Source organism: Sorangium sp. So ce1335, assembly GCF_051521615.1.
GTDB lineage: Bacteria > Myxococcota_A > Polyangia > Polyangiales > Polyangiaceae > Sorangium.
The window spans coordinates 2,683,492-2,705,252 of record NZ_CP150363.1; the positions used below are offsets into that span (position 1 = coordinate 2,683,492).

The window sequence follows — 21,761 nt, forward strand, 5'->3', positions numbered from 1 at the left end:
TCAGGCCGCCTTCTTCGACCTCGACTTGCCCTGCTTCGCCTTGCTGCCGCCCATATCGTCGGGGCGGCTCACCAGCTTGGAGAAATAGCTCGGCTCGCCGCTCGCCTTGGCCTGCTGGTACACGAAGGCGAGGTTCGACTCCTCGAACTTGGCGAAGAAGTCGTCCCACGAGATCTCCTCGAGCGAGTCCTCCCCGCTGAACCCCGGGAAGTCGATCCGGAGCACGCCGGGCTCTCCGCCCTTCTCGGTGCTCTTCACCGTCGCCGGGTGGCCGCCGCGCGCCTCGACCCACGCGCGGATCTCGTCGTGATCGATCGTCATGTGGGACGCGTGGTCGTCCTCTGCGCCCTCCTGGGCACCCCTGGCGCTTGCCTGCTTGCTGCGGGGCTTCTTCCGCTCGCCCCCGCCGGACTCGCCCGACGCCTCCTCGTCGAGATCCATCTGGACCTCGACCTCGACGTCCAGCTCGCGCTCATCGCCCTTCGCCTTCGCGCCCTTTCCGCTGGTCGCCTTGGCCTTGCCGCCCTTCGCGGCGCCCGACGTGGGTTTGGCCTTCTGGACCATGTCGTCGGGGCGGCTCACCAGCTTGTTGAAGTTGCTCTGCTGCCCGTCCGCCGTCGTCTCCTGGTACACGAGGGCGAGGTTCGACTCCTCGAACTTGGCGAAGAAGTCGTCCCACGAGATCTCCTCGAGGCTGCCTTCCCCGCTGTACCCCGGGAAATCAATGCGCAGGATGCCCGGCTCCCCGTTCTTCTCGGTGCTCTTCACCGTCGCCGGGCGGCCTCCGCGCGACTCGGCCCACTGGCGGATCTCGTCATGATCGATGGTCGTCTTCGATGAACTGGCCGACATGGTCACTCTCCTGTGCTCGTACGTCGATTGCACAGGGAGCGGCAACGCGCGTGCCAGGGGCCCTGCGGCGATCCGGGCAGGAGATGGTCGAGCTCGGCCTTGAGAGGTCTTTCCCGGACATCGACTACATCGCCGGGCGAGCCCATTCCGTCGCCGCGCGCGCCGGGGCGCGCCACCTGCGCGCGCGAGCCCGGGCGGCGAGGCCATGACCGGGGCCGGGCGGAGGGAGCTCTGCCGTGCTCAAGGACAGGCGCGCTGGGGCAATCTGCCTCGTCTGCGGCGAAATGTTGGCGGTCTCAGCCAGGCTGTCGCCGTCCGCCACGCGGGGTGCGCAGCGCTCGATCGTGTCGAGTCGCCACGGGGAGCTCGCTTGACCGGGCCACCGGTCGAGCTCTAGCCGATCCGCGGGAGGCTGCGCGATGCGCAGAGCGCAATGACCATGCAACCAGACAGACCACATACCACGTCCTCCCGGCGTCACGCTCGTCCGCCGCGCCCGAGGCGACGGGGAATCCTCGCGATCGCCGCCGCGCGCGCGGCGCTCGTCACGACCACGGCGGCGCTCGCGCCCGGGTGCGCGCTGGAGATCGACGCCCCCGGCGCGACCGGGAGCGGCGGCATCGGGGCCAACGAAACGGCGAGCGTCGCTGTCGGCGGCGCCCGCGGCCATGGCTGCCAGGGCGGGCTGTGCATCGACGGCGCGTGCCAGCCGGTCGTGCTGGCCGAGGCGACCGGCAATCCCCTCGCCATCGCGGTGGACGGGGCACACGTCTACTGGACGCACTCGGACGCTGGCGAGATCATGAGAGCGCCCATCGCAGGAGGGGCGCCGGTCGTGCTCGCCGACAGCTGCCCGTCGTACGGGATCGCGGTGAGCGCGACGCACGTGTACTGGACCTGCTCCCCCGATTCCGGCCTCGAGATGGCCGTTCCCGTCGGCGTCTACAGCGCGCCCCTGGACGGGGGCACCCCCCTGCTGCGCTCCACCGCGGGGCTGGAAGATCCGGTGGGCCTCGCGCTGGACGCGACGAGCATCTACGTTGGCGACAACCACGCGGTCAAGAAGCTCCCGCTCCTGGGAGGCGCCGCGGAAGAGCTCGCCCGGGGCAGCGGCTCCCGCCGCGTCAGCGTCGATGAAACGCACGTCTACTGGACCAACGCGGATGCGAGCTCCATCCGGAAGGTGCCGATCGAAGGGGGCGAGTCCGTGGCCCTCGCCACCGGATACTTCGAGTCGCACGAGGTCGTGCTCGACGCGACCCACGTGTACTGGACAACGCCGGGCGAGGGGCCGGGCGTGGGCTCCGTGAACAAGGTGCCGAAGGAGGGCGGCACCCCGGTGGCGCTCGCGACGGACCAGCCGAGCCCGTACTACATCGCGCTCGACGAGACGCACGTCTACTGGGTCAACACGAGCGCGGGCGAGATCAGGCGGGTGCCCATCGACGGCGGCGAGCCGGTCGTCGTGATCTCGGGCGTCTCGCCGAACGACCTGGCGGTCGACGGCACAAGCATCTACTGGACGGACGTCGGCGGCCTCGTGATGAGGCTCGCCAAGTAGGCGCGCCGCAGCGCGCCGCCGCGGTCCTTCGCTGCGCGAGCGCCGGGCGGGTGCTACCTAGAATCGAGCGGCGCGATGCGCGCTGCCGAGGCCGAGAAGTGACCGCCGCGTACCGTCTGCTCCTCCGAGCTGCTGTCCTCGTTGCTGCCACGGCGACGACGGCGGCGGCGGCCGCGCGCTCGCCCAGCCCAGCCCCCGCCGCTGCTGCCGCGCCCTCGCGCGCGCCGGCCGCTGCTGCCGCGCCCTCGCGCGCGCCGGCTGCCGCGCCGGCGCCATTGCGCGTCCTTCCGGTCGCGCCGTTGCCCGCCCTCGCGCCCGCGCCGTTGCCCGTCCTTCTTCCCGCGCCGTTGTTCGCCCCGCCGGCCGCGCCGTCGCCCGAGCCTGCGTCCTGGCGCGCGCTCGTCGTCGGGGGCGGCCCCAGGCCGCCGATGAACCAGGTCGCCATCGAGGGGCACATCCGGTACTTCCAGTCGCTGCTCCCGGCCTCCGTGGAGCGGCGGGTCCTCTTCGCCGACGGGCGCCGGCGCACGCGGAGCGTGCAGTTCCTCGACGGCCGCCGCATGCGCTACCGCGCGCCAAGGCTGCCGCGCATCGACGGGGCGACGACCCGCGCCGGCTTCGACGCGATGTGGCGCAGGTTCGCCGCCAGGCGCCCGGGCGACCCGCTGCTCCTGTATTTCGCCGGCCACGGGAGCCCCAACCCGCAGCGCGACCTCGACAACAACGTGTTCGACCTCTGGGGCGGCGGCGGGCTGTCCGTGCGCGATCTCGCCGCGCGCATGGACGACCTGCCCGACGAGACGCCCGTCGTCCTCGTGATGGCCCAGTGCTTCTCCGGGTCGTTCGCGAACCTCCTCTTCGAGGGCGGCCGGCCCGACGGCGAGCTCGTCGACCGCGACGTCGTCGGGTTCTTCGCGGCGACGAGGGACCGCCCCGCGTCGGGCTGCACGCCCGAGATCAACGAGGCCGACTACACGGACTTCAGCAGCTTCTTCTTCGCCGCCCTCTCGGGCGTCGATCGCCTCGGCCGGCGCGTGGACGGCGCCGACTACGACAGGAACCGGTTCGTCGGCATGAACGAGGCGTACGCGTACGCCCTCCTCCACCAGACGACGAGCGACGTGCCCGTCGCGACGTCCGATGTGTTCCTGCGCCGGTTCGTGAACAAGCCGGATCACGAGACCATGGCGACGCCCTATTCCAGGATCCTCGCCTGGGCGAGCCCGGCCGAGCGCGCCGCCCTGGAGGGGCTCTCGGACGCGCTGCGCCTCCGCGGCGAGCACCGGCTGCGCGCGGCGTACGACCTCGAGTTCGGCCCCGGGGCGGGCAGGCGCGACGTGGAAGACGTGATCTCGGCGCACCGCCTCCGGTTCATCCGGCTCGCCAAGAGCGTCGTGCTGGCGAGGACGCTGCGGCAGAGCGGCGACCGCGCGCGGATCGAGCGCTTCGAGCGGCTGCGCGCCGCGGAGGCGCGCAACCCGTTCGTCGAGGCCAGGGCGGCGAGCCAGGGGCGGCAGGACGCCCGGCGGCGCGCCGCCCGCTGAAGGGCCGCGCTCCACGCGCGGCGCCCGCGGTCACGGCGACCGCTGGAGCCGCCGCGTGAGCGCCTCGATGAGGAGGTCGCGGAGCGCCGCGACGCGGTGGGGCAGGTAGCGCGCCGAGGGGTACACGAGGTGGAGCGGCGCCCCCGGGGCCAGGTACGACGGCAGCACGCGCGCGAGGCGGCCGCGCGCGACGTCGCGGGCGCACATGACGGCCGGGAGGAGGCCGATTCCGACGCCCGCCAGCACCGCGCGCCGCGCGAAGCTCTGCTCGTCGACGGTGAGCGGCCCCTTCACCTCCACCGTCTCGTCCCCCGCCGGCCCTTGCAGCGTCCACGCGGCGCGGTCGCGCGCCTCGCGGAAGAGCACGCACCGGTGCGCCGAGAGGTCCGAGAGGCGCGCGGGGACGCCGGCGCGCTCCAGGTACCGGGGCGATGCGTACAGCGCGTCCTCCACGTGCCCGATCTTGCGCGCGATGAGCGAGCCGTCGCGGACCGGCCCGGCCCGCAGCGCCAGGTCGAAGCCCTCCTCCACGAGATCCACGACGCGCCCCGTGAGCACGACGTCGACCCGCACGGCCGGGTGCCGCTTCACGAACCGGGCAACCGCCGGCTCGAGCATCACGATGCCGACGTCGACCGGCGCGGTGATGCGGACGGTGCCGCGCACGACCCCCTGGAGATCGGCCACCTGCGCGGCGGCCTCCTCGAGCGTCGCCACGCCGCGCGACGCCCGCTCGTAGAACGCCGCGCCCGCCTCCGTGAGCCGCACGCTGCGCGTCGACCGGTGGAGCAGCCGCGCCCCGAGCGCCTCCTCGAGCAGCGCGACAGAGCGGCTGACCGACGACTTCGGCAGCCCCAGCGCCCTGGCCGCCGCGGTGAAGCCCTGCTCGTCGACGACGCGCACGAAGACGGCGATGCGGTTCAGGTCCATTGTTCGTCCCAGGAGAACAGCCCGTTCTCGGCCGCGCGTCTAGTGCATCCAGGAGCAACGATGCATGGTCTGTCGTGTGACGCACGGCCCGCGCGCCCCGAAGTCCCGGAGCCCCGGGACGCCAGCGCGCGGCGGGCCTTTGACCCTCACCAGGAAGGACGACGAGCCATGAACACGACGACGAGCACCACCACCACCCCGAGCGCGATCCCCTCCCAGGCCGCCCGGTGGACGATCGACAAGGCGCACTCGGGCGTCTCCTTCTCCGTGCGTCACATGATGATCTCGAACGTGCGCGGCGAGTTCGAGGGCGTCGCCGGCGAGGTCACCTACGACCCGCGGCGCCCCGAGGCGTCGCAGGTCTCCGCCGCGATCGACGCGGCGTCGATCCGCACGCGCAACGACGAGCGCGACGCGCACCTCCGGAGCGCCGACTTCCTCGACGCCGAGCGGTACCCGACGATCACCTTCGTCGCCACGAGCGTCCGCCGCCGCGGCGACGGGCTCGACGTCGTCGGCGACCTGACGATCCGCGGCGTCTCGCGCGAGGTGACGCTCGCCGTCAGCGAGCTCTCGGGCGAGCACACGGACCCTTACGGAGGCCGCCGGCTTGGCGCGACCGCCACGACGAAGATCCGCCGCAGCGATTTCGGGATGAGCTTCAACGCCATCCTCGAGACGGGCGGCGTCCTCGTGGGCGACGAGATCGCGATCACCCTCGACATCCAGCTCGTCAAGCAGGGGTGAGCGCCGCGCGCGGCCGCGCCCCGCGCGCGCGCACCCCGGGGCTCAGTCGCACAGGGCGGTGTCGACGAGCTCGAGGACATCCATGTACGCCTGCTCGACGGTCTCCTCGCCGTGGATCGCGCCCGGCAGGACGGTGATGGCGACGGTGACGGCGCGGCCGTCGTCGGAGACGCCGCCGCGGGTGTGGTAGCCCATGATGTCGCCGCCGTGGCCCCAGGCGAGGCCGCCGCAGCTCAGCGGCGTCGTGAACAGGCCGAGCCCGTACTCGGCGCCCGGCCACATGCCGGGGGCCTCGATGGTCGTGCGCATCTCCTCGAGCTGCGCCGGCTCGAGGAGCTCGCCGCCAAACAGCGCCAGGAAAAAGCGGTTGAGATCGCTCGGGGTCGCGATGACCTGTCCGGCGGCCCATCCAAACGACGGGTCCAGCTCGGTGGCGTCGTACATCGGCCCATCGACGCTGTCCGCGTGATACCCCCTGGCATGGCACCCCCGGATGCCCTGCTCGCCGACCTCGGGGAGATAGGTGTTGCGCAGCCCGATGCGATCGATGATCCGGCGCGTGATCTCCTCGTTCAGCGGGCGCCCCGTGACCTTCTCGATGAGCAGGCCGGCGAGGGTGTAGTTCGTGTTGCTGTAGTCCCACCGATCGCCTGGGGGGAACTGCGACCCCGCCGCCAGCGCGGCATCGAGCAGATCGCGCGGGCTGAAGTAGGTGTTGCGGAGCGCGGAGAAGTCGCCGGTCAGGAGCAGAGCGTCGTAATCGGCCAGCCCGCTCGTGTGCTGGAGGAGCTGCCGCACCGTGATGTTGTTGCCGTCGATGCCCTCGCCGCGGACGAGGTCCGGCAGGTACGTCTCGATCGGCGCGTCGAGGTCGACCTTTCCCTCGCCGACGAGCTGCAGGACCACGACGGCGGTGAAGGCCTTGCTGTTGCTCCCGATGCGCACGAGCCCGTCGACAGGCACCTCGGCCTTCGTCTCCACGTCGCCAAAGCCGGCGGTGTAGTGGCGCGTCTCCCCGTCGACATCCTGGACGGCCGCCAGCACGGCGGGGAACTTCAGGTCGCCCACCAGGTGGTCGGCGGCCCGCTGCACGGGATCGTCGGGGTCGCTGTTGGCCTCCTCGGTGGAGCCGGCGCACTCACCCGGCGGATCGCCTGTGTCGCCGCCGCCGCTCGCGTCCTCGCCGCCGCTGCCGCCCTCGCCGCCCTCGCCGCCCTCGCCGCCCTCGCCGCCGTTCTCGTCCTTGCCGCCGCTGCCGTCAACGGCGCCGCCGCCTCCGTCGCCGCTCTCGACGCCCCCGCCGCCGCCGCTGTCCGCGTCGGTGTTCGCGGGCGCCCGGTCGTCGTCGTCGCAGCCTGCGAGCAGGGCCGAGGAGCCGAGCAGCGACGAGACGAGGACGAGCGAGGCGACATTGCGCAAGCCCGTGGCGGCTGCGCGGGCGATTCGTGTTCTCGGAGAGGTGAAACGGTGGTGAAGAGAGGTCATGATCGGCTCCTGATGGTGTGCGGGCGCCCTCGGCTCACCGCGCCGCGCCGGCGGCTCGCGCCGCCAGGCATCGTCACGCGCAGTGGAGAGCGCCGTTGGTCTTCGTGGCTCTGTTCCCGGACTCGTGAGGATCGTTCAATCCTCTGATGATCTTCTGTCTCGAGCGCTGCCGTGGATCACGCGAGCATCGCAGTCGTGCTCACCGCCCGCGCGAGGCCGCGCGCGGCGCTCACTCGCACAGGGCGGCGTCGACGAGGGCGAGCACATCTGCGTAGGCGTCATAGGCCTGCTCGCGGGTCTCTACGCCGGGCACGGCGGAGGGCAGCGCCGTGACGGCGACGGTGACGGCGCGGCCGTCCTCGGTGACGCCGCCGGCGGTCTCGTAGCCGAAGATGTCGCCGCCGTGGCCCCAGACGAGGCCGCCGCAGCTCAGCGGGCTGCTGCTCAGCCCGAGCCCGTACGCGTAGTCGGGCCACATGCTCGACGCGTCGACGGTGGCGCGCATCTCCTCGAGCTGCGCCGGCTCGAGGAGCTCGCCGCCGAGCAGGGCGGAGAAGAAGCGATTGAGATCGCTCGGGGTGGAGATCATGTTGCCGGAGGCCCCTGCGATGGACGGGTCCAGCTCGGTCACGTCGTACAGCGGATCTCCGAAGCTGTCCGCGTGATAGCCCCTGGGGTGGCACTCCCGGATGCTCATGTCGCCGACACCGGGAACGTAGGTGTGGCGCAGCCCGACGCGATCGATGATCCGCTCGGTGATCTCCTCCGCCAGCGGGCGGCCGGTGACCTCCTCGATGAGCAGCCCGGCGACGATGTAATTCGTGTTGCTGTACCCCCACCGGTCGCCGGGGGGGAAGCTCGCCGTCTGCGCCAGCGCCAGATCGAGCAGCGTGCGGGGGTCGACGTAGGTGTGCAGGGTCCTCGCGAAGTCGCCGCCCAGGAGCGCGCCGACGAAATCGGGCAGCCCGCTCGTGTGCTGGAGGAGCTGCCGTACCGTGATGTCGTGGCCGTCGATGCCGTCGCCGCGGATCAGGCCCGGCAGGTACGCCTCGATGGGCGCGTCGAGGTCGACCTTTCCCTCACCCACGAGCTGCAGGACGACCGCGGCGGTGAACGGCTTTGTGTTGCTGCCGATGCGCACCTGCCCGTCGACAGGCACCTTCGCCTGGGTCTCCAGGTCGGCGACGCCAGCAACGTAGTGGCGCGTCTCCCCGTCGACATCCTGGACGGCCACCAGGACGGCGGGGAACTCGAGGTCGCGCACCAGGTGGTCCGCGCCTTGCTGCACGGGGTCGTCAGGGTCGGTGTTGGCCTCGGCCGTGGAACCGGCGCACTCTCCCGGAGGCGTGCCCGCGTCGCCGCCGCCGCCCTCGTCCTCACCGCCGTTGCCGCCGTCGCCCTCGTCCTCGCCGCCGCTGCCGCCGTCGCCGCCCTCGTCCTCGCCGCCGCTGCCGCCGTCGCCGCCCTCGTCCTCACCGCCGCTGCCGCCGTCGCCGCTGCTGGTGACGGCCGTGCTCGCCGGCGCCCCGTCGTCGCCGGAGCAGCCCGCGAGCAGGGCCGAGGAGCCGAGCAGCGCGGAGACGAGGACCATGGCGAGGCCGCATCGCCAGCGCGCGGCCGCTGCGCCGGCAAGATGTGAGATCGGAGGAGTGACGCTGTGGTGCAGAGAAGGCATGATCGGCTCCTGGTGGTGTGCGGGCGCCCTCGGATCGTCTCCGGCGGGCCGGCGGCTCGCGCCGCCGGGCTCGGTCACGTGAGCTGGAGAGCGCTGTTCGTTGTCAGGCCTCTGTTCCCGGACTCACCATGATCGTTCATGCCCCGAGATGATTTCTGTTCGAAGCGCCGCTGTGGATCATGCGAGCACGGCTGTTGTGGCTCGCTCCGACCCGTGGCGGTGTCGAGCGCGCCATCGCCCGCAGCGGCAACGCCTTGACGCCTCGATCCGCGCGCGGATCAAGGCGTCGCCGAGCCGCGCTCAGCCGCCGGCGTCCGCGTGCGACACCACGCCTCGACACAGCGCTGCAGTTCACGGAGCACCAGCCCGCCGCCCGGATCCGGGCAGCTCACAGACTTGATGCCGCGACCCGAGCGACCCTTCGAACTATTTCGCCGAGGCGTCCCCGAGCCGATCGCCCGGCCCGGTGCCGGCAGCGCAAAGCTGTCTGGATTTCGTCGTAGTGGCAATGTTGCCGTGGTGCTGGAATTGTCGAGCGCGTTCCGGTGCTGGCACCGCGTGCCGCGCGCCGCGCGCTCGCCGCCGCGCCGGTCCGCGGTGATACGCCCGTGGAGCCGTAGAGCTCGCGGACCGGCTGCCCGTTCCTCGATAGGTCCTCGGCGTTGGCGTCAAGGCAGCGGTTGGAGGACCCTGTCGACGACGGCGTCTGCGATCCTCTTGCCCTGGCGCATTCCTTCCACGGCGTCGAACCTCCAGTGGACGCCCAGGTAGATGCGGCTCGACGCGTTCTCCTGAGACGCCTGGCTGAAGCTGGAATAGCAGCGCTTGATCGCGGGGCGGACGTTGCCCCGCGCATCCGTCGTTATCCCGTTGAACTCATCGGACCTGGCGCAGAAGGACACACGATCCTTCCCGTAGTAACGCGTCAGCACCTGGAACATGGCAGCCCCGAAGCTCGAGTGCCCAGAGACGTACGCCGGGAACGGCGGGGTCATGCGCTGCGGGCTCCGATTGCTGCCCGGGGATCCGACCGGCTTCCATCTCCTGTCAGGTATCGTCAACGCGTTTCCATCCCTGTCGGCGAGGCGGATCCCGACGATCGGACGCCAGAGCTCGTGATGATATTTGGTGTCCCAGGTGGCGATGGCCGCGTCGGCCAGCGCGATGTTGACAAGGGCGAAGTATCGGGCGTTCTCGATCTCCGAGTTGCCCTTCTGGACCGCGATGGCGCGCGCGATCTGGTTGTAGAGCCGAGGCACCTCCCCGATGCGCGGGGCGCCGTCGTACGACCAGAAGATGCCGATGACGGTCTGCTCCGGCGTGCGCAGGGTCGGGGTGCTGGAGCCATCGCCGCCGAGGCTGAAGACCTCGTAGAAGCTGAGCGCGTACGCCGCGCTCCACAGCGGCGGGGGCGGCGGAGACCGGAACTCGTCGCCGCTGGCCAAGGCGAACGGCCGCACATCCCCCCAGTCGGGGGTCAAGAACCCCTGGTCGGGATAGAGCGGATCGGGGCGATGCTGGCCGGGCTCGGTACCGGGGGTGTATGACATCGGCTCGTCTGCCCCGTCGTCTTCACGCTGCGCGAGGACCTCGTCGGCGACGTCGCTGCCCAGCGCGATGCCGTCCTCCTTGGCGTCGCTCTCGGGGATCTCCTCCAGGTACCGATAGAGCCTGCGGCCGAGCGCGGCCGTCTGGCCCGGGTACAACGCCGTCAGCGTGCGGTGGGCTGCCGCGGCCACCGCCGCGTTGATGGATGCACCCGGGGCGGGGAACAGGATGGTGTACGGCTCGTGACCCTCGACGATCGAGTTCACCGCGTCGAAGATCGCCGCGTGGACGATCGCGAGAGCGCGCGAGACGCGCGTCGGCCCTCGCTGCTCCACCGGGCCGGAGGGGTCTCTGTAGTCGCGTGCGATCGCATCCAGGGCGACGGCGTTCCAGTCGAGGACCGCGTCTCTCTTCGGCGGATCTCCGTGCCCGCCCGGCGCGTGCGCGGACGCTCGGTCGCCGAGAAGACAGGTGGCCAGGACAGCGAAGGAGACGGGCGCCCATCGCGCGATGGAACGATGCATGCAATCCTCCTCATCGAGTGCTCGAGAACGATCACCGCAGGACAACGCGGTCCCGGTGGTCATCGGGTGCCGGGGGACTCAGGGGGCCAGAATTTCGTGTGCCCGATCACGGCGCGAGTGACGCAACTGCCGCGTCGAACGACGCTGGTCACCGCACGCGTGCGAACGCGGCTTCATGCTGCGCGCGCCATCGGCCGACGGTCGCTCCTCGGCGCAGATATATCCTTGGTTGGCGCCGGGAGTAGAGATCTCGAGCCGTCTACCGGGCGTTGCTCTTCGTTCAGGCCGATGGCCGACAGGAGAGCGTCTTGTGTTCGAATCTAGACTATCAGACCGATCTGGCGAGCGCAACCGGAGCGACATGCTGGGTCATTCGCTCCTTCGAACGGCTATGTGGTGGGCACAAGAGCGGAGCGCGGCGCTATCCGTCCTTGGCCGCCCAGCCATCGGCACTGGCGCACAATATCTGCCCGCATGCGTGCTATTCCGGCCCAGCCTTGTGCGACGCCTGATCGCGAGACCAAGCGACGGCTCGTTTCGAGAGGACGTGACGGGGCGTCCGGGCCACCTGACGGGGAAGCCGCTGATGGCGAGCCGCTGGATCGGCGACCCGCCGTCGATGCTCGCGCTCACCCTTTCGTGGCGCTACTTCCTCTCGAACGATTCCTCGTGGCTCATCACCACATCGTCCCGCGTCAGCGACGACATGACGCTCTCGTATCTCCTGAGCAGCAGGCGCGCCGAGACGGCATCCGCGGGATCGCCCACGAGGAGGTCCTTGCTGGCGTCGTCCCACACGTCCGGGCCTCGGTCCGAGGCCACCGGGATGCTCCTCTCCCGCCGGTTGTACTTGATACGCTCCAGCTTGGTGTTCGGCACCCTGACCCGCTCCAGCTCGACCTTCAGGCTCGATACCGACCTGTAGCAGCGCTCCGAGAAGCACCGCTGGGCCTGGCACATGGTCCGGACCACCTCGTAGGCCCCCAGCGTCCACAGCCACATCAGATCCGAAGCGCGCGTCCTCGCCTCGTGGGAGAAGCCGCCTTCGCTGGCGGCGCACGCGTCGAGCCGATCGGTGATCTCGCGCGCGATCGACAGCAGGACCGCGTGTCGGCCGGACAGGTAGATCGAGAAGGCCGCCAGGGGGTGCTGCGTGGACATCGATTCCTCTTCGAACGAGCAGGAGGGGTGCTGGGGGGCAGGAAGGCCGGCGGGCGCTCAGAGGCAGCGAGAGAGCGGAAGGTGATCTTCACGTTCCGGATCTCCTGGCGCACGACGGCATCTCGAACATCCTTGCCGCCCGCCGGCGCCTTCTGCGCTTCAATCTACCCGATCCAGACATGCGCGTCTCCACGCATCCAGCGGCGGCCGAACTCTTGAGCCCGCCGGTAACGACGACGTCGCGGAGCGGCGCCGAAAAGAGAGCCGCGCGCTGACCGAGCGCGACATCCGCGCGCAGCGCAGCGGGGCGAGCGTCGCCTCGCGCTCGCGCTCGCCGAGGCGAGCGTCGTCGTCGTCGTCGCGGCGGGGGGCTCCCGCGAGGACGATCTGCCGCCATCGATCCGGCTCACGTGGGCTATCCTGCGCGCGCACGGCGGAATTTGTGAAGGAGTCATTCATGGGACGATCACGATCAGAGGGTCTTCGCAACGTCGGCATCTTCCTCGGCCTCGGCCTGTCGCTCGCCGCCGCGGCGTGCGGCGACGATGAGAGCAACGGCACCAGCGGCAGCGCCTCCAGCAGCAGCGCCGCCACGACCAGCAGCAGCAGCGGCGGCGGCACGGGCGGCAGCGACGGCAGCGGCGGCGGCACGGGGGGCGCGGGCGACGGCGGCGGCGGCACGGGCGGCGGTGGCGGCGGCGGCACGGGCGACGGCGGCGCGGGGGGTGGCGGCGGGAGCGACAGCGCGTCGCCGTCCCTCAGCTTCTTCGTGTCGAGCACCGGGAGCCCGACTGCGAACCTGGGCGGGCTCGCGGGGGCGGACCGCAGGTGCCAGGAGCTGGCCGCGGCGGCCGGCGCCGGGGCGAGGACATGGCGCGCCTACCTCAGCGTCGAGAAGGGCCCGGACGACCAGCCGGTGCACGCAAGGGACCGGATCGGCGCGGGCCCCTGGTACAACGCCAAGCTCGAGCTGGTGGCGGCGAACCTCGAGGAGCTGCACGCGAGGGACGGCGATCACACCGTGTTCCTCGACGAGAACGGCGAGACGGTGCCGGGCCAGTGGGCGGGCTCCCCGCAGCCCAACCAGCACGACATCCTCACAGGCAGCAACCGAGACGGCACCCTCAAGGCCGGTCAGACCTGCGCGGACTGGACCTCCGAGGCAGCCAACATGACCGCCTGGGTCGGGCACTCCGACGGGACCGGTCCCAATCAGAACACGGCCGAGATGTACCGGCCGTGGAACTCGGTGCACTCGAATGGCAGTTGCGCCGACACGGCCCCGGGAGGCGGAAACGGCCGCGTCTACTGCTTCGCCGCGGATTGACCGCTGAGCGAGCGCGGGGCACGCGAGCGCGCGTCGCGCCGCGGGCCCGCGCGCGTCACGACGCGCTGGCCTCGTCGCGCAGCATCGCGAACAGATCCGTCACGCCGGGGTCGATCCCCATCTGCGACAGCAGGGTTGTCACCTGGCCTCGGTGGTGGGTCTGGTGGTTGAAGAAATGGCCCACGAGCTTCCAGAGCGGATACGTGTGGACCACCCCGGCCCGCGTGTACGTCACGTCGCTCGAGAGCGCGCGCTCATCGACCTTCTCTATCCATTCGAGGATGTCCGCGTCGGTCCTGGCGCGCTCGCGGGCGAGATCGGCGAAATCGGCGTAGAGCTCCTGCGCCAGCGAGGTGATCTCGATGCCCTTGCCGCTCGCGTCGCGGGAGGCGAAGCGCTCCAGGTCGCCGGTGAAGCGCCCCATCCACGTGCGGTCGGCGAGCAGGATGTGGTTCAGGGTGCCGTGGATCGATCGGAAGAAGGCCCCGCGGTCGCGCTTGCGCTCGACGTCGTCGAGCTCGCCGACAAGACCGAAGAGCCTGTCGTTCATCCACCGATTGTAGCGAGCCATGGCGCGGTATTGCTCGTTCCAGCTCATGCGTTGATCCTCGTTCAAGTCAGGCGCGCACCGTACCATGGCCGTGCGTGCCGGTCGATCGCGTCGGGCACCGGCCGCCCCTGTCCGGGCGACTCCGACGTACCGCCGCGGTCGCGCGCGGCGGTCGAGATCGCGCTTGCTTCTGCCGTTATGGCGGACTAGTGTCCTGGATAGCAGACGCGTGGTGCTCGAGGGGAGACCTCCTTTGCGGAGCCGTCCTGGCCGAGCTCCACCGTCCTCTGACGGAAGGAGCCACGATGGTCAGCCTTGCGCTCGATTCTGCCGCTCTGGCAGAGACGTACGATCGCGTCAGCGATCGGCAGTTCAACCATGGAAAACTGCTGATCGACGATCTCCAGGTGTCGCCCGGCGAGCGCGTCCTCGACGTCGGGTGCGGGACGGGCCGCCTCGGCGCCCACGTGGCCGAGCTGGTCGGCCCTTCCGGCGAGGTGGTCGGCGTCGATCCGCTGCCGCTCCGCGTCGCGCTGGCGAACAGCAAGCGCGGGCCGGGGTTCCGCGCCAGCGTCGGCCGGGCCGAGGATCTCTCGCAGTTCGCCGACGGGAGCTTCGATGTCGTCTTCCTGAACAGCGTGCTCCACTGGCTGCCCGAGAAGCTCGGCCCGCTGCGCGAGGCGCGCCGCGTGCTCAAGCGGGGAGGGCGACTCGGCATCAGCGCGGCCGCCAAGGAGCGCCCGCACGACGTCGAGCGGGTGCTCGAGGACGTGCTGTCCTCGCTCGGCCTGACCGGCACCGCGGAGGCGTCCGGCGGCACGACCCACAAGGTGACCTCCGACGCGCTGAGGAGCACCCTCGTGCTCGCCGGCTTCCCGCGACCGAAGCTGCAGATACGCACCTTCACGGATCATTTCGCGGACACGGAGGACGTGATCGCGTTCAACCTGGCCAGCTCGTTTGGCAACTTCCTGTCCAACTTCGCCCCGGCCGACGCCGCGCGGGTCAGGGGGGCGTTCGAGGCGGAGCTCGAGCGCCGCCGCACGCCGGAGGGGATCCGGCTCGAACGTCACCTGATCTTCGCCGTGGCGCGCGCCGACGGCTGACGGGCGCGGCGACGAGCGCGGCGCTCTCGAGGTGCCCCCCGCAGCGCCTGACCGCGCCCGGCGCTCGGGCACACCCGGGCGCGCGGCCGTGTTAGGTTCGCGCCGGCCGCTCGGAGGGCAGGTGAGCGAACGACTCGACATCGAGGTGCTGTACCGCCGCGGGGAGCTCGCGGCGCTGCGGGAGCCGTGGAACGCGCTCTGGCAGCGGTGCCCGGCGGCGACGACGTTCCAGCGGCCGGAGTGGCTGATCCCGTGGTGCCGCGAGCTCGGGCCCGAGGAGGTGCTGGCCCTCGTCTTCCGGTCGCCGTCCGAGCAGGGGCTCGTCGGCCTGGCGCCGCTCGCGATCCACCGCTACCGAGGGGAGCGCCTCGTCGCGCTGCTCGGCGCCGGGATCACCGATTACAACGACGTCCTGGCCGCGCCCGGGTACGAGCGCGCGGTGGCGGCGGCGGTGCTCGCGCACCTGCGCGACCGCGCGGCCGACTGGGACGTCGCGGATCTCCACGACCTCCGCGGGTCGTCGCCCCTCCTCGCCGTCGAGGCGCCCGCCGGCTGGTCGGACGAGATCGAGAAGCTCGAGGCGTGCCCGATGGTGACGATCCCGGAGGGCGCCGGGCCGGACGACCTGTTCTCGCCGGGGATGCGCGCGCGCGTGGGCCGCGCGCGGAAGCGGCTCGCGAAGGCCGGGGCGCTGCGCGTCGACGTGGCCGACGCGGCGAGCGTCGACGAGCTGCTCGACGCGCTGTTCGCGAACCACCGGGCGCGCTGGGTCTCGCGCGGCGAGGGCGGCGTGCTGGACGAGGCGCTCCGGCCGTTCCACCGCGCGGTCGCGGCCGGGCTGTGCGCGCGGGGCGCGCTGCGGTTGTTCGGCCTGCGGCTCGACGGGCGGATCATCGCGTCGCTCTACGGGCTCGCCGAGCGCGACGGGCTCGCGTCGTACATCACCGGCTTCGACCCGGAGTTCGCCTGGTACAGCCCGGGCCTCGTGATGCTCGCCAGCGCGATCGAGCACGCGGCGCGCGAGGGCGCGCGGACCGTGGACTTTCTCCGCGGCCGCGAGCCGTACAAGTACGAGTGGGGCGCCGTCGACCGCTGGACGTACCGCCGGCGGCTGCGGCACCGGGGCGCGGGCGAGGCCGGGCGGTCGGTCGGCCAGGGCGAGCTCGAGGCCGCGGTCGGGGCCGTGATGTCCGGCGAGGTGTCGCCGGAGGTCGGCCTCGTGCGGCTGCTCGGCGCCGCGGGCGATCTCGCGGCCGCGGAGCGCGCCATCGAGGCGGCGGGGCAGGGGGCCGAGGCGGGCGGCGGGGCGGGGGAGGCGGCGGCGCGGCTCGCGGCGCTGCGCCGCTGCCTGGAGGAGCGGCGCGCCGCGTGCGCGACCCTCGTCGAGATGCTCGGCGCGCACCGGGACGCGGGCGGCGGCGGGGCGGACGCGCCGGCGCGCGCGGCGCGGCTCTTCGACGCGCTCTGCGCGCGCTCCGAGGAGGCGAGCGTCGCGGCGTACTCGCTCGGCGACCCGGAGCTCCTCGAGCGGTCGACGCGGGAGGTCGTCGAGCTCCTCGACCGGTGGGGCGTGCTCGGGGAGGACCGCGCGGTCCTGCAGATAGGCTGCGGCATCGGCCGCTTCGAGGCGGCGCTCGCGCCGCGGGTGCGCGAGGCATGGGGGCTCGACGTCTCGCCGGGCATGATCGAGGCCGCGCGGCGCCGCTGCGCCGGGCTCTCGAACGTGGTGCTCGCTGTCTCGTCGGGCGTCGATCTCGGCGACGTGCCGCCTGCCCGCTTCGACCTCGTGTACGCGGTCGACTCGTTCCCGTACCTCGTCGCGGCGGGCGAGGAGGTCGTCGATCGTCACGTCGCGGAGGCGCGCCGGGTCCTGCGCCCGGGCGGGGAGCTCGTCGTCCTGAACTACGCGTACCGGGGCGACGCCGACCGCGACGCGGCCGACGTGGCGCGGCTCGCCGCCCGCCACGGGTTCGACGTGCTGGTGAGCGGCGAACGGCCGTTCGCGCTGTGGGACGGGCGGGCGTACCGGCTGCGGCGGCTCGACCCCGTGTGAGGCCGCGCTCGAGCGCATCGTGACGCCACGAAGGAGAGAAGAGAGACGAACCACAGAGGCACAGAGGGCACAGAGGGGAGAAAGAGAGATGGAGAATGAGGTTCTCGTCCCTCTCTCCCCCTCTGTGCCCTCTGTGCCTCTGTGGTTCATTTTCTTCTCATGACCTCCTGGAACAGCCTGAGCAGCCTCGCTCCGGGCTGATCACCCCCGCAGGCACACGGTCGCCGCCCAGGCAGGTGTCGGGATCCTGCCGCCCCCGCGGCGCGGCGAGGAAGAAGCGCCGCCGCGCGCCCGTAGGAGTCGGCAGAAGGTGCTTGTCATGAAAACCCCGATCTACCGCGCGTTTGCCCTGATCCTCCTGTCCTCGTCGATCCTGCCCGCCTGCGCCGCCGTGGAGCTCAACCCCGGCGCGGAGAAGGTCATCGTCACGAAGCAGCCTGCCCCCCAGGGGTGCAGGTTCCTCGGGACGGTGATCGGAGAGCAGGGCGGCTCGATCTCCGGCAAGTTCACGAGCAACGCGAACCTGCAGGAGGGCGCGGTGAACGACATGAAGAACAAGGCCCACGACCTCGGCGGCAACTACGTGGTGCTGGAGAACACGAACGCCGGGAACACCATCTCCGGCGATCGCGACAGCATCTCCGGCGAGCAGACCGACGTCACCCACATGGGCAACACCTACAGCTGCCCGCCCCAGCTCGTCGGCCTGCTGTGAGACGAACCGATCCCCTGTGAGCGGCGCGCGGCGATGCCCCGCAACCCGGCGCGCCGCGGCTCATCCAACGTCGACGAAGCGCAGGCGAAGCGTCGTCCGGCGGCAGCCCGCCGGCCGGACGCGCGGCCTGCCCGGGCCGCCGAGGAGGCTCCGCGGCCGGGCGCGGCCGCTGCCGCGCGTCGCGCCACGCGGAGGGAGCCGGCCACAGGGGGAGTCGAGATGGAGATGTCGTTGTCCAAGCGTACGGCCGCGGAGTTTCTCGGGACGTTCTGGCTCGTGCTCGGCGGCTGCGGCAGCGCCGTGCTCGCGGCCGCGTACCCCGGGCTGGGGATCGGCTTTCTGGGCGTCGCGCTCGCGTTCGGGCTCTCCATGCTGACGATGGCGTACGCCGTGGGCCACATCTCGGGCGCCCACTTCAACCCCGCCGTCACCGTCGGCCAGGTCGTCGGCGGCCGGTTCCCGGCGAGGGACCTCCTGCCCTATCTCCTCGCCCAGGTCGCCGGCGCCATCGTCGCCGCGGGGATCATCTACGCCATCGCCAGCGGCGCCGCGGGCTTCTCGCTGACCGACGGCTTCGCCTCGAACGGCTACGGCGCGCACTCGCCCGGCGGCTACTCGCTGCTCTCGTGCCTCGTGGCGGAGATCGTGCTGACCTTCGGCTTCGTGATGGTCGTCCTCGGCGCGACGGATCTCCGCGCCCCGATCGGCTTCGCGCCGATCGCCATCGGGCTCGCGCTCACGCTCGTTCACCTCATCGGGATCCCGGTCACGAACGTCTCGGTGAACCCGGCGCGCTCGACCGGTCCTGCCCTGTTCGTCGGCGGCTGGGCGCTCTCGCAGCTCTGGCTGTTCTGGCTCGCCCCGCTCGTCGGCGGCGTGCTCGCGGGGGTGCTCTATCCGCTGCTCGTGGGCGCGAGGCCGACCCGCCCGGTCGCCGTGCCGCGCTCCACCGTGTGACATCGCGGCGCGCGCGCGGCGCCCGGGCCTACGGGGCGAACCGGTCCCACGCGAGCTTGGCCGTGAGCACGAGCCCGAGCGCGACGACGAACCAGCGCACCTTCCTCGGCGCGATGCGCCGCGCGACGACCGCGCCGCCGAACGAGCCGACGACCGCCGCCGCCATCATGATCGCCGTGGCGGCCCCGTCGACGGCGCCCGCGAACAGGAAGGCGATCGCCGCGACGCCGTTGATCAGGCTGGCGAGCACCGTCTTGATCGCGTTCATCCGGTGGATGTCCACGTTGCCAGCGAACGACGACAGGAGCGCCAGCATCATGATGCCGATGCCCGCGCCGAAGTAGCCGCCGTAGACGCTCACGAGGAACTGGAGGAGGAACACGACCCACGGCCGCGACGGCAGCGCGAACTCCTCCGCCGCGTCGCCCTGCCCGGCGGGCTTCGCCGGGCGCAGGTTCTGCCAGAGCAGCAGCAGCGTGGCCAGGAGCACGAGCCCGGGCACCGCGGCGTCGAACACGCGCTGCGGCGTCACGAGCAGGAGCGCCGACCCGACGAGGCCGCCGAGCAGCGACGGCAGGAGGAGCACGCGCAGCACCCGGTAGTCCCGCGAGAGCTCGCGGCGGTACGCCCACGCCGACGCGAGCGACGCGGGCGTGAGCGCCACGGCGTTCGTCGCGTTCGCCGCGAGCGGGGCCAGCCCCGCCGCGATCGCCGCGGGGAACGACACGAGCGTCCCGCCCCCGGCCACCGCGTTGATGACGCCGGCCACGGCGGCGCCGCCGGCGAGGAGCGCTGCGCTCATCATATCCACGGCGCGCGACATGGCCCGAGCGCGACCGCGCTGTCAACTGCGGGCCACGCCGCGCTTGAGGGGGGAGGCGCCGCGCTCCTACCATGGCCTCGCCGCCGATCCCGGCGGCCGCTTCTCCCTCGAAAGCCGAGCGCCATGCCGCGATCCCTCCCGCTCCTCCCCGCCGCGCTGCTCTCCGCGCTCTCGATCACCGCGCTGGCCCGAGCGGCGGCCGCCGACGGGGGCCAGCCCGAGGGCGCGCGCGTCTGGGCGGCCGACGACGGCACGCGCGTGCGCCGGGAGGACGTCGGCCTGCCGCTCTCGCGGGGCGAGGGGAACGCGCTCTTCCGGCCGGGCGAGCCCATCCGGCTCGGCGCGCTGCGCGGGGAGGTCGTCGCGTTCCAGGTGATCGTCGAGGCCGGCGCCGAGCCGGTGCGCGGCGTCAAGGTCGAGGTCTCCGGGCTCGACCCCGCGGCCGGCGCAGGGGAGCCGGCCGCGGCGCAGCAGCAGCAGGCCGACGGAGCGGCGCCCGCGCAGGCGATCCGGATCGACCGCTTCGTCGAGCACTACGTCGAGATCACGCAGCGCTCGCGCAACGAGCAGCGGCCCCTGGAGTCGCTCGGGTGGAGCCCGGCGGCGCGGCCGCCCGACGAGCGGCACCTCGGCGCCCTCCCCGACGCGCTCATCCCGGTCGAGATCGCGCCGCCCTGGGCGCCGTATCCGATCGAGGTCGGCGCCCGCGAGACCCGGGCCGTCTGGATCGACGTCCACGTCCCCGAGGGCGCGGCCCCCGGCGCCCGCGAGGGCAAGGTGGTCGTCACCTCGGCCTCGCACGGCGAGCTCGCGGCGCTCGACCTGCGGCTCGACGTCGCGCCGGTGACGCTGCCGTACGGCGCCGTCGATTTCATCGCGTTCTACGAGGCCGACAAGGTCGCCCAGCGGGTCGGCGACGGCCCCGCCGTCGAGCAGCAGCTCTGGCAGCTCCTCCACGAGCACCACGTCGACGGCTTCGCGTCGGTCCGGAGCCCCGCCGAGGTCGAGCGGCTGCGCCCGGCCATCGACGGCTCGCTCTACACGGAGGCGCGCGGCTACCGCGGGCCGGGCCAGGGCGTCCCGCCCGCCGCGGTGGCGCTCGGCGCCTACGGCGGCTTCGGCGACCCCCGGGAGGAGACCCTCCGCCGCGTCGAGGCCGTCGCCGAGCTCCTCCCGCCGGCGGTGGACGACGTGATGCTCTACGCCGTCGACGAGCAGTGCGAGAGCCCCCGCGGGCCCGGGTGGCGCCGGCTCGTGCGCGGCTCGCGGCTGTCGTCGCGCATCCTCGTCGGGCACTCGTGCGGCGAGGTCGACCCCGTGAAGCAGGACGTCGACCTCGTGCTCACGCCGGCCAACCGCTTCGACTCCGTGTGGGCGCGGGCCGCGCGCGAGGCCGGCAAGCGGCTCTGGGTGTACAACGGCGCGCTGCCGCGGACCGGCACCTTCATGATCGACGCGCCGCTCACGGGGCTCATGGCCGACGGCTGGATCGCGGCCTCGCACGAGGTCGGCCGCTGGTTCCTGTGGGAGACGGCGTTCTGGCACGACGGCAACCGCGGCGGCAGGGGCCCGGTCGACCCGTTCACGACCGCCGAGAACTTCCACAACCAGGACGGCGACGCCTGCCTCGGCGACGGCATGCTCCTCTACCCCGGGACGCAGCGCGGGAAGTTCGCCTCCCGCTCCGTCGGCTTCGCCGGCGTGCTCCCCTCGATGCGCCTGAAGAGCCTGCGCCGCGGCATCCAGGACGCCGGCTACATCGCCCTGGCGAGGTCGGCGTCGCCCGCCGCCGTCGACGCGATCGTCAAGGAGGTCATCCCGGCCGCGCTCGACGAGGCGCTCGACACCTCGCCCGCCGCGTGGAGCAGCGAGGGCGCCCCGTTCTTCCGGGGCCGGGACGCGCTGCGCGCCCTGATCCCCGCGGGCGCCTCGCTCGACGCCGCCGGCGTGCGCCGCGCGCTCGCCGAGGCGGCGGTGGCGCGGCGCGCGCTCGTCCCGCTCGCGCGCGCGCAGGGCGCGAAGGACGGGCGCCCGGCGGACGGCCACGCCGAGCCCGGTCCGCTGCGCCGCTGGCGCGCGACGGGGCTGCTCCTCGCCGTGGCCGCGCTGGGCGCCGCGGCGGTCGCGATCGCGGTCGCGCTGCACCGCCGCGGCAGGCCGGGCCGCGGGGCCGCGGAGCGCTGATCCGGGCCGCCTCCGCGGC

17 protein-coding genes are annotated in these 21,761 nt (G+C 72.5%); 9 read left to right on the forward strand and 8 right to left on the reverse strand.

The window, feature by feature from the left end:
* A complete protein-coding gene (locus tag WMF24_RS09965; protein ID WP_437736143.1) occupies nt 1-852 on the reverse strand; it encodes a hypothetical protein in 852 nt (283 codons plus the stop codon).
* Nucleotides 853-1,654: 802 nt separating this feature from the next.
* Between WMF24_RS09965 and WMF24_RS09970 the strand changes: the two genes are divergently transcribed.
* Together WMF24_RS09970 and WMF24_RS09975 are read left to right on the forward strand one after the other, a co-directional pair.
* On the forward strand, nt 1,655-2,413 hold the full coding sequence (locus tag WMF24_RS09970) for a hypothetical protein (protein ID WP_437736144.1): 759 nt from the start codon (nt 1,655-1,657) through the stop codon (nt 2,411-2,413).
* A gap of 347 nt (nt 2,414-2,760) precedes the next feature.
* Entirely contained in the window at nt 2,761-3,957 is a 1,197-nt protein-coding gene (locus WMF24_RS09975) for a hypothetical protein (protein WP_437736145.1), read from the forward strand.
* A 30-nt stretch (nt 3,958-3,987) separates the two neighbouring features.
* On the opposite strand, the gene WMF24_RS09980 is transcribed toward WMF24_RS09975, so the two are convergent.
* Complete coding sequence (locus tag WMF24_RS09980; RefSeq protein WP_437736146.1) at nt 3,988-4,887, reverse strand: LysR family transcriptional regulator; 900 nt, start codon at nt 4,885-4,887, stop codon at nt 3,988-3,990.
* A gap of 168 nt (nt 4,888-5,055) precedes the next feature.
* On the opposite strand from WMF24_RS09980, the gene WMF24_RS09985 reads away from it, so the two are divergent.
* On the forward strand, nt 5,056-5,634 hold the full coding sequence (locus tag WMF24_RS09985; protein ID WP_437736147.1) for a YceI family protein: 579 nt from the start codon (nt 5,056-5,058) through the stop codon (nt 5,632-5,634).
* 42 nt (nt 5,635-5,676) lie between these two features.
* Here WMF24_RS09985 and WMF24_RS09990 read toward each other — a convergent pair whose 3' ends face one another.
* The 4 genes from WMF24_RS09990 to WMF24_RS10005 all read right to left on the reverse strand — a co-directional run bounded on the left by WMF24_RS09990 (nt 5,677) and on the right by WMF24_RS10005 (nt 12,027).
* Entirely contained in the window at nt 5,677-7,119 is a 1,443-nt protein-coding gene (locus tag WMF24_RS09990) for a serine hydrolase domain-containing protein (RefSeq protein WP_437736148.1), read from the reverse strand.
* Between the two features lie 229 nt (nt 7,120-7,348).
* Entirely contained in the window at nt 7,349-8,710 is a 1,362-nt protein-coding gene (locus tag WMF24_RS09995) for a serine hydrolase domain-containing protein (protein WP_437736149.1), read from the reverse strand.
* A 752-nt stretch (nt 8,711-9,462) separates the two neighbouring features.
* A complete protein-coding gene (locus WMF24_RS10000; RefSeq protein ID WP_437736150.1) occupies nt 9,463-10,866 on the reverse strand; it encodes a phosphatase PAP2 family protein in 1,404 nt (467 codons plus the stop codon).
* A gap of 645 nt (nt 10,867-11,511) precedes the next feature.
* The gene (locus WMF24_RS10005; protein ID WP_437736151.1) at nt 11,512-12,027 is read right to left on the reverse strand and encodes a hypothetical protein; all 516 of its coding nucleotides are present in this window, start codon (nt 12,025-12,027) and stop codon (nt 11,512-11,514) included.
* A 457-nt stretch (nt 12,028-12,484) separates the two neighbouring features.
* Here WMF24_RS10005 and WMF24_RS10010 point away from each other — a divergent pair, with 457 nt between their 5' ends.
* Entirely contained in the window at nt 12,485-13,354 is an 870-nt protein-coding gene (locus WMF24_RS10010; protein WP_437736152.1) for a hypothetical protein, read from the forward strand.
* A gap of 55 nt (nt 13,355-13,409) precedes the next feature.
* Here the strand turns inward: WMF24_RS10010 and WMF24_RS10015 are convergent, their stop codons facing one another.
* Nucleotides 13,410-13,952 (reverse strand): DinB family protein, encoded by a 543-nt coding sequence (locus tag WMF24_RS10015; protein ID WP_437736153.1) that lies wholly within the window; start codon nt 13,950-13,952, stop codon nt 13,410-13,412.
* A 257-nt stretch (nt 13,953-14,209) separates the two neighbouring features.
* Here WMF24_RS10015 and WMF24_RS10020 point away from each other — a divergent pair, with 257 nt between their 5' ends.
* The 4 genes from WMF24_RS10020 (at nt 14,210) to aqpZ (ending at nt 18,735) form a co-directional block, all read left to right on the forward strand.
* Nucleotides 14,210-15,010 carry a class I SAM-dependent methyltransferase gene (locus WMF24_RS10020; protein WP_437736154.1) on the forward strand — a complete coding sequence of 267 codons (801 nt, stop codon included), beginning with the start codon at nt 14,210-14,212 and terminating at the stop codon, nt 15,008-15,010.
* A gap of 121 nt (nt 15,011-15,131) precedes the next feature.
* The gene (locus WMF24_RS10025) at nt 15,132-17,063 is read left to right on the forward strand and encodes a GNAT family N-acetyltransferase (protein WP_437736155.1); all 1,932 of its coding nucleotides are present in this window, start codon (nt 15,132-15,134) and stop codon (nt 17,061-17,063) included.
* A 319-nt stretch (nt 17,064-17,382) separates the two neighbouring features.
* A complete protein-coding gene (locus WMF24_RS10030) occupies nt 17,383-17,778 on the forward strand; it encodes a DUF4156 domain-containing protein (RefSeq protein WP_437736156.1) in 396 nt (131 codons plus the stop codon).
* 225 nt (nt 17,779-18,003) lie between these two features.
* Entirely contained in the window at nt 18,004-18,735 is a 732-nt protein-coding gene (gene aqpZ / locus WMF24_RS10035; protein ID WP_437736157.1) for an aquaporin Z, read from the forward strand.
* Nucleotides 18,736-18,763: 28 nt separating this feature from the next.
* On the opposite strand, the gene WMF24_RS10040 is transcribed toward aqpZ, so the two are convergent.
* Nucleotides 18,764-19,540: a sulfite exporter TauE/SafE family protein gene (locus tag WMF24_RS10040; RefSeq protein ID WP_437738787.1), complete on the reverse strand. Its 777-nt coding sequence runs from the start codon at nt 19,538-19,540 to the stop codon at nt 18,764-18,766.
* A gap of 141 nt (nt 19,541-19,681) precedes the next feature.
* Here WMF24_RS10040 and WMF24_RS10045 point away from each other — a divergent pair, with 141 nt between their 5' ends.
* The gene (locus WMF24_RS10045) at nt 19,682-21,742 is read left to right on the forward strand and encodes a hypothetical protein (protein WP_437736158.1); all 2,061 of its coding nucleotides are present in this window, start codon (nt 19,682-19,684) and stop codon (nt 21,740-21,742) included.
* Nucleotides 21,743-21,761: the final 19 nt, after the last annotated feature.